This window comes from Cytophagia bacterium CHB2, assembly GCA_030263535.1.
Lineage (GTDB): Bacteria > Zhuqueibacterota > Zhuqueibacteria > Zhuqueibacterales > Zhuqueibacteraceae > Coneutiohabitans.
On record SZPB01000319.1, the window covers coordinates 4,548 to 11,921 of the forward strand.

Genomic DNA, 7,374 nt, shown 5'->3' on the forward strand with positions numbered 1-7,374 from the left:
AGATACTAAGGCCTATACCTTCATTGGCGATGACTTGCTCGACTTGGATGTAAGCGATGAGGCTTATAAAGAATTAAAGGAGGACGAACGGGACATTAGCTGGGCGGCGATGCGCACGAAATATTTCGCCTGCGCCCTGATTCCCGAGTCGCAGCCCGCGCGCGGCGTGAAATTGTCAGGGACAACCACCTATGTTCCCAGCGCTGATGCCCGGCTCAAAAGCTATCAAATTGATTTGAAAATGCCGCTGGCGCGACAAGGCCCAACGTCTCATCAATTGAAAGTCTATCTCGGCCCGCTGGAGTATGACACTCTTGAGCGCCTTGGGGTTGAGCGTATTATGAATTTGGGTTGGAGTATCATTCGTCCCTTTAGTTGGGCTGCGCTCAAGTCGCTGCAATGGCTGCACAACTTCGTGCCGAACTATGGCCTTGTCATCGTCATCTTTTCAATTCTGATAAAAATCATCCTGCACCCGCTCACCAAAAAGAGCAACGAGTCGATGAAGCAGATGCAGGTGTTGCAGCCCAAAATGAAGGAGTTGCAAGAAAAATATTCCAAAGAGCCGCAGAAGCTGAACGAAGAGATGATGAAGATGTACCGGGAGTACGGCGTCAATCCGCTCGGCGGCTGTTTGCCGATGCTGCTGCAAATGCCGCTGCTCTTTGCCATGTTCACCGTATTCAGCTCGACCATCTCGTTCCGCCAGGCGCCGTTCTTCGGCTGGATCAACGATCTTTCCTTGCCCGATACAATTTTCACACTGCCGTTCTCCATTCCGTTTTATGGCAATCATGTCGCCCTGTTGCCGTTGCTGATGGGCATCACAATGTTTATTCAACAAAAAATGTCCATCACCGATCCCAAGCAAAAGGCCATGATTTACGTCATGCCCATCATGTTCACTTTGATGTTCAACAATTTTCCTTCGGGGTTGAATTTATACTACGCGTTGTTCAACGTGCTGAGCATCATTCAGCAGAAGTACATGACCAAGCCGCCCGAGGATCTCGAAGCGAGAAAAAAGAAAATGAAAGAACGCGCCGAGCTTAAAAAAGGCGGCTTTCACGCAGCGCTCTCGCGCAAGCGGTTGATGAAGAAGTAAAAACATTCAGACGAATAAAAGCATCGCCCGCAGAAAAGAAATCCCACAGAAAGAAAAGCCCGGCCCTCGCTTTCTGTGGGATTTCAATTTCTGCGGGCGAAAAATCCAAAGCCTAGTTTCAGGCGGCACTATTTTGAGTATGGAAATCCCCGGCATACACGACACCATCGCCGCGATCGCGACGCCTCCTGGCAGAGGAAGCATTGCCGGCATTCGTGTCTCCGGGCTGTTGGCATTTCAAAGTGTTAGCAAGCTATTGTCAGCCGGAAAAGAAATTTTAACGCTTTCTCCCCGGCATTCTTATGTCGTCTGGCTGAATACGCTCGACGGCAAGCGCCTCGATCAAGTCACCCTCATTCGTTACCCCGCCCCCAATTCCTACACCGGCGAAGATGTTGTAGAAATTTTTTGCCACGGCGGCAGACTTGCGCCCAACTTGATTCTCGAACAACTGTGCGCGGCTGGTTGCCGCCTCGCCGAGCCGGGCGAGTTCACCCGGCGCGCCGTGTTCAATCACAAGCTCGATTTGATTCAAGCGGAATCCATTGCTGAAATCATTGACGCGGAGTCGCCGGTTTATTTGCAAAACGTGTTGTCGCATCTCGAAGGCGCATTTTCGCGGCAAGTGAGTGAGTTGCGCCGGCGTTTGCTGCATGGTTGCGCGCTGCTCGAACTTGGTTTGGATTTCAGCGAGGAGGATGTTGAATTCGCCGATCGCGCCCAACTGCAAGCCGAGTTGACGCACCTCGACGCGATGATCACCCGCTTGCTTTCCGGCTTCGAGCGCGGTCAAGCATTGAAAGAAGGGTGGAAGCTTGCCATCATCGGCAAACCCAATGTCGGCAAATCCAGTTTGATGAATGCGCTGCTGCGCCATGATCGCGTCATCGTCAGCCCGATTCCTGGCACCACGCGCGACACCGTGGAAGAGCGAATCCGGCTGGAGGGGCATTTGTTTCGTCTCATCGATACTGCCGGTATTCGCCGCCTCGACCTGAACAGCGCGCCGGAGCTCTCGCCCGCGCGGCATCTCGATGCCATCGAGCAAATCGGTATCGAGCGTTCGCGCAAAGCCGCGCAGGAAGCGGACATTATCGTCTTTGTCACGGACAGCTCCATGCCCGCGGATTACGAGGATCAGGTGATCGCCGATGCCTGTCTCGCGCGCGCGCCTGAGCCGGGTTTATTGGGAATCCTGCACATTCGCAACAAAACAGATCTGCCGGAATCTCCCCAGGCGTTCCGTTTTGATCATGAGCAGATCACGACAATAAAAACCTCCGCACGAACCAGCGCCGGCATTGATACTCTTGAGAATGCCCTGGTTGATTTGATTGCTAAGAAATCTACGGTGGAGACAAACGGCGTTTATTATGTCAATTTGCGCCAGCGTCTTTGTTTGGAAAAAGCGCGCGCAGCATTGCGGGCAGCGGAACAATCGTTGCAAAATAATCTTTCTGCGGAATTCGTAGCCGTTGACTTGCGCGAGGTGATTTACCAATTGGGCACGTTAATCGGCGAAGTTTCAACGGAAGATATTCTGGGGGAGATCTTTGCAAATTTTTGTATCGGCAAATAAAACGCCTTTGCGGCAGAGTTACATTCCCGCCAAAGGGCTTCGTTGAAAAAACGGCAAGTTTCTTATTTTGCCTCAGAGTTGATTTGACCCTACATGCGTAATAGTTATCATGAACCGAATGATTTTTCAAAACGGAGCCAGCGCCTATGAATACCTATCGAGTTCCCAAGTTGAGCAAAGCGCCGCGGCGCAAACGCGGAGAGGTTTATTTGATTGCGAGCGGCGATTTGCGTCTCGCCGCCAACCAAACTTGCTGGCCGGCGCAATTGGAAATGGAGCAACGTCTGAGCGCGGCTCTGCAGGGGATGGGTGCCAAGGTAGTGCGCGCGCATGCATACGATCCGGTGCTGGGGCATGGCTTCATTTGGCATCAGCGCATGGGCATGGAGGTGTTTCAAAACATCCCGCCGGAGGCGCCATTGATCGTGGCGGAGGCAGTGTGGCAGTACAGCTATCACGTGCTCGCGGGTTTGCGTGATCACCGCGGCCCGATTTTGACGGTGGCCAACTGGAGCGGGCAATGGCCGGGTTTGGTGGGCTTGCTCAATCTCAACGGCTCGCTCACCAAGATGGGCGTGGCTTACAGCACGATTTGGAGCAAGGATTTCACAGATTCGTTTTTTCTCAAAAAGGTGCAAAAGTGGTTGCAAACAGGTAAGATTCGGCATGATCTCACCCATGTGCGGCCGCTCAACCTGAACAAGCTGCCGAAAGCAGAAGTCCGGCTCGGCACTGCTCTGGCGCGGCAACTGAAGCAGGAGAAGGCGATTCTCGGCGTGTTTGATGAAGGCTGCATGGGCATGTACAACGCCATCATCGATGATGAGTTGCTGAACCCAACGGGCTTGTACAAGGAACGCATGAGCCAGTCGGCGTTGGTGGCGGCCATGCGCGAAGTGACGGAGGCCGAGGCGTTGTCGGCGCGGCAGTGGCTGGAGCAGCGCGGCATGCGGTTCATCACTGGGACAAACGAAGAGACGGAATTGACCGACGCCCAGATTCTCGAGCAATTGCAGATGTATATTGCGGCGGTGCGCCTCGCGGCCGAATTCCGCTGTGATGCTATCGGCATTCAATATCAACAGGGTTTGAAAGATATGGCGCCCGCCTCGGATCTGGCTGAAGGCTTGCTGAACAATGTCGAACGGCCGCCGGTTTATCGAAAAGGGAGCAACGAAGAATTGTTAGCCGGGCTGGCGCTGCCGCATTTCAACGAAGTGGATGAAGGCAGCGCCGTGGATGCGCTCGTGACGAATCGCGTGTGGCGCGCAATGGGCTTTGATCCCGCCACGACCTTACACGATTTGCGCTGGGGTGAGCATTATCGCGGTGAGGGTATTGACGATTTCGTTTGGTTGTTCATGATTTCCGGCGCTGCACCTGCCTCACATTTGGTCGGCGGATATGCCGGCGCTACTTCGGAGCGGCAGCCGCCGATGTATTTTCGTTTGGGCGGCGGCACGCTCAAAGGCGTCAGCAAGCCGGGCGAAATTGTGTGGAGTCGCGTCTATGTCGAACGCAGCCGACTGTGCGCAGATGTCGGCCGCGGTACCGCAGTCGCGCTTCCCGCTGCAGAAACCGAGCGCCGCTGGCAGGCAACGACGCCGCAATGGCCGATCATGCACGCGCTGCTGCACGGTGTCTCGCGTGACCAAATGATGGCAAAACACAAATCCAATCACGTGCAAGTGGCTTACGCTCCCAATGCCAAAGCTGCTGATCAAGCTCTGGCAGCCAAGGCTGCAATGTTCGCGGAAATGGGATTAACCGTGCGGCTGTGCGGCACAGTAAAGGTGGGTTGAGATGGGATCGCTTTTGCTTGGAATTGATGTCGGCACTTACAGCAGCAAAGGTGTGTTGGTTGAGCCTGACGGCAAAGTGCTGCGCACGGAAGTGGTCGAGCATGAGATGGAGGTGCCGCGCCCTGGTTGGGCCGAGCAGGATGCGGAGGCCGTTTGGTGGGGCGATGTTGTCAAGATTTGCCGCGCGTTACTGGATGGCCATCCCTGCTCCGGTGATGACGTTGCCGGCCTGGCGGTGAGCGCGATTGGGCCCTGCTTGTTGCCGCTGGATCAATCCGGCAAGCCGTTGCGCAAGGGCATTCTCTATGGCGTCGATGCGCGCGCCAGCGCGGAGATTGAATGGCTCAATCAAAAACTCGGTGAAGACAGTATCTACGCCTTTTCGGGCATGGCGTTGAGCAGTCAGGCCGTCGGGCCGAAGATTCTTTGGCTGCAGCGCCATGAGCCGGAGGTGTGGCAGCGCACGGCGCATCTCACCACCGCCAGCAGTTATCTCATTTACCGCTTGACGGGCGAGAAAGTGATGGATCGCCATACCGCCAGTCACTACATGCCGCTGATGGATATTGCCAAGCTGGAATGGTCGCCGCGTTTTGCTGAGGAGATTGCGCCGCTCGACCGTTTGCCGCGCTTGGGCTGGAGTGATGAACTTGCGGGGCGCGTGAGTGCGCTGGGCGCAGCCGAGACCGGCCTCAAGGTTGGTACGCCGGTGGCCGTAGGCGCGGTCGATGCGTTGAGCGAGGGCATCAGCGTGGGCGCGGTGCATCCCGGTGATTTGATGATCATGTACGGCAGCACCGCGTTCTTCATTCTGGTGGTCGGCAAGCCCACGCCTGATCCGCGCATGTGGACCGTGGCCGGCGCGTTTCCGGGGCAATACAATCTCGCCGCGGGCATGGCCACTACCGGGTCGCTCACACGCTGGTTTCGCGATGAACTGACGGCGGATTTGCCGGATGAATCCGCTTATGCGACGCTGTTTCAACAAGCGGAATCCGTGACGCCGGGCGCAGGCGGATTGCTGGTACTGCCTTACTTCAGCGGTGAGCGCACGCCCATCAATGATCCCAAAGCGCGCGGTGTCATCGCTGGCCTCACGCTGGCGCATTCGCGAGCGCATTTGTTTCGCGCAGTGCTAGAGGGCGTTGGATACGGCATTCGCCATAATATCGAAGCGTTCAATCAAGTCGGTGCGAGCGTAAAGCGGATTGTGGCAGTGGGCGGCGGCACTAAAAGCAAGACCTGGCTGCAAATTGTTTCGGATATCTCTGGCGTTCCGCAAGTCGTTCCGGAAATAACGATCGGCGCTAGCTATGGTGATGCCTTCCTGGCAGGCTTGGCGGCTGGCGTGCTGCGGCGCGAGGATCTCGTGCAGTGGGTGCGGGTAAAAAGCATCATTCAACCCGAGAGCAGCCGTAGGCAGATTTATAATCAACTCTATGGCGACTACTTGCGACTCTATCAGCAGACACGCGATATTGCGCATCGCCTCGGAGAGGTCTGATTTTGGTCTGTTAGAAGTTCGTTAATCATGTCGATCAACAAAGCCGTAGGCCATTGGATCGTGGATGATAATCTATTCAAATTGCCCTGACAAATGTTCGCACTTCGCGATCTAGCCGCTTTGCGCTGCGGTCTTCCTCTACGTCAAGATCATAATCCATCTGCAATCCCAGCCAAAATTGCGGCGACATGCCAAAGTAACGTCCCAACCGCAGTGCGGTATCAGCGGTGATGCTGCGTTTGCCGAGCACGATTTCGTTGATACGCCGTGGCGGAACTCCGATATCGAGCGCTACCCGATTTTGGCTGAGATTCATGGGTTTCAGAAATTCTTCCAATAAGACTTCACCGGGGTGTAGCGGGAGGATTTTTTTTGTGGGCATAACGACTCCTAATGATAGTCAACGATCTCTACTTCATAGGCATGGCCATCGCGCCATTTAAAGCATATTCTCCATTGGTCATTTATTCGAATGCTGTATTGGCCCTCACGATCGCCGTGCAATGATTCGAGCCGGTTTGTGGGCAGAACGCGGAGATCGTTGATCGTGACCGCGCGATTCAACATACGCAACTTACGAAAAGCGGGGCGCTGAATGCTTTGGGGCAGCTTCCGAGAAAAATTGCGCTGAAAGACTTTTTCAGTCTCTTTGTCTTTAAACGAGTGGATCACAAAGTAAATATATAACGCCGCACGTTAAATGGCAAGCGTTATAGCTTTGCTATTCAATTTTTTTTGGCAGATCTTCATTGGGAAATGCGTCGTTGAAAAATCCCTGTGAATTCCTTATCTTCCTTTTCGTTGCGCACGCGAGACAAAATTCAAACGCATGAATCACGACATTGCTTAACAGACGCGAATCTCGACGACATGAATCTTACTGCTTCAGAAATCATCAGTAACAAGCGCCGCGTCATGCTTGATCTTGCTCGGCGCCATTTGAAGCCCGGCTCGGGCAGCAGTCTGGAATTCCTAACCAAAAGGACAACCGCTATGAGTTGGCCTAATCTGGTGACTGCACTCGTACCTCTACAATTTGCTGTTACTGGAGCGGTTGCGACCCGACTCTACATGCCGGAGCAGTTGACGCAAAAAATCGATATCGCGATTACGGCTTCAAATTCTGCAAAAGCGCGTCAAAAATTTCTTACAGCCGGATTTGTGCATCAAGGAGATTTAACTATCGGCGGATCAACGTGGCGTGCGCCAGATGGCAAGCTTGTCGATGTCATCGAAGGCCATGAGTCGTGGTGGTCTGACGCAATTGCGGCTGCGCAAAATAATCGCGATGCACAGGGGTTGCCGATAGTGCCGCTGGCCTATCTCGTGCTCATGAAATTTCGCGCGGGACGCCTGCAAGACTTGGCTGATATTTCGCGCATGC

General features: G+C 54.3%; 8 protein-coding genes (1 of these 8 cut by a window edge). 6 read left to right on the top strand and 2 right to left on the bottom strand.

Features of this window, described 5'->3' with window-relative positions; translation table 11 throughout:
• The 5 genes from FBQ85_23280 to FBQ85_23300 all read left to right on the top strand — a co-directional run.
• On the top strand, positions 1-9 hold the 3' portion of the coding sequence (locus FBQ85_23280; GenBank protein MDL1878066.1) for a hypothetical protein. 693 nt of this gene lie to the left of the window's left edge; the window shows 9 of its 702 coding nt (coding positions 694-702); the start codon falls outside the window, past its left edge; it ends in the stop codon at positions 7-9.
• Positions 10-34: 25 nt separating this feature from the next.
• On the top strand, positions 35-1,105 hold the full coding sequence (yidC, locus tag FBQ85_23285) for a membrane protein insertase YidC (protein ID MDL1878067.1): 1,071 nt from the start codon (positions 35-37) through the stop codon (positions 1,103-1,105).
• 133 nt (positions 1,106-1,238) lie between these two features.
• Positions 1,239-2,684 carry a tRNA uridine-5-carboxymethylaminomethyl(34) synthesis GTPase MnmE gene (mnmE, locus tag FBQ85_23290; GenBank protein MDL1878068.1) on the top strand — a complete coding sequence of 482 codons (1,446 nt, stop codon included), beginning with the start codon at positions 1,239-1,241 and terminating at the stop codon, positions 2,682-2,684.
• Between the two features lie 146 nt (positions 2,685-2,830).
• On the top strand, positions 2,831-4,486 hold the full coding sequence (locus tag FBQ85_23295) for a fucose isomerase (protein ID MDL1878069.1): 1,656 nt from the start codon (positions 2,831-2,833) through the stop codon (positions 4,484-4,486).
• A 1-nt stretch (position 4,487) separates the two neighbouring features.
• The gene (locus FBQ85_23300; GenBank protein MDL1878070.1) at positions 4,488-5,990 is read left to right on the top strand and encodes a sugar kinase; all 1,503 of its coding nucleotides are present in this window, start codon (positions 4,488-4,490) and stop codon (positions 5,988-5,990) included.
• A 76-nt stretch (positions 5,991-6,066) separates the two neighbouring features.
• Here FBQ85_23300 and FBQ85_23305 read toward each other — a convergent pair whose 3' ends face one another.
• Together FBQ85_23305 and FBQ85_23310 are read right to left on the bottom strand one after the other, a co-directional pair.
• Positions 6,067-6,372, bottom strand: coding sequence for a HigA family addiction module antidote protein (locus FBQ85_23305; protein ID MDL1878071.1), 306 nt, complete (start codon positions 6,370-6,372; stop codon positions 6,067-6,069).
• An 8-nt stretch (positions 6,373-6,380) separates the two neighbouring features.
• Complete coding sequence (locus tag FBQ85_23310) at positions 6,381-6,662, bottom strand: type II toxin-antitoxin system RelE/ParE family toxin (GenBank protein MDL1878072.1); 282 nt, start codon at positions 6,660-6,662, stop codon at positions 6,381-6,383.
• A 321-nt stretch (positions 6,663-6,983) separates the two neighbouring features.
• Between FBQ85_23310 and FBQ85_23315 the strand changes: the two genes are divergently transcribed.
• A partial coding sequence (locus tag FBQ85_23315; GenBank protein MDL1878073.1) for a hypothetical protein occupies positions 6,984-7,374 on the top strand: 391 nt, incomplete at its 3' end.

Excerpts from the sequence above, each read along its gene's own strand:
- FBQ85_23300 (MDL1878070.1), top strand. The coding sequence starts at position 4,488 with ATGGGATCGCTTTTGCTTGGAATTGATGTCGGCACTTACAGCAGCAAA.
- FBQ85_23305 (MDL1878071.1), bottom strand. The coding sequence starts at position 6,372 with ATGCCCACAAAAAAAATCCTCCCGCTACACCCCGGTGAAGTCTTATTG.
- FBQ85_23295 (MDL1878069.1), top strand. The coding sequence starts at position 2,831 with ATGAATACCTATCGAGTTCCCAAGTTGAGCAAAGCGCCGCGGCGCAAA.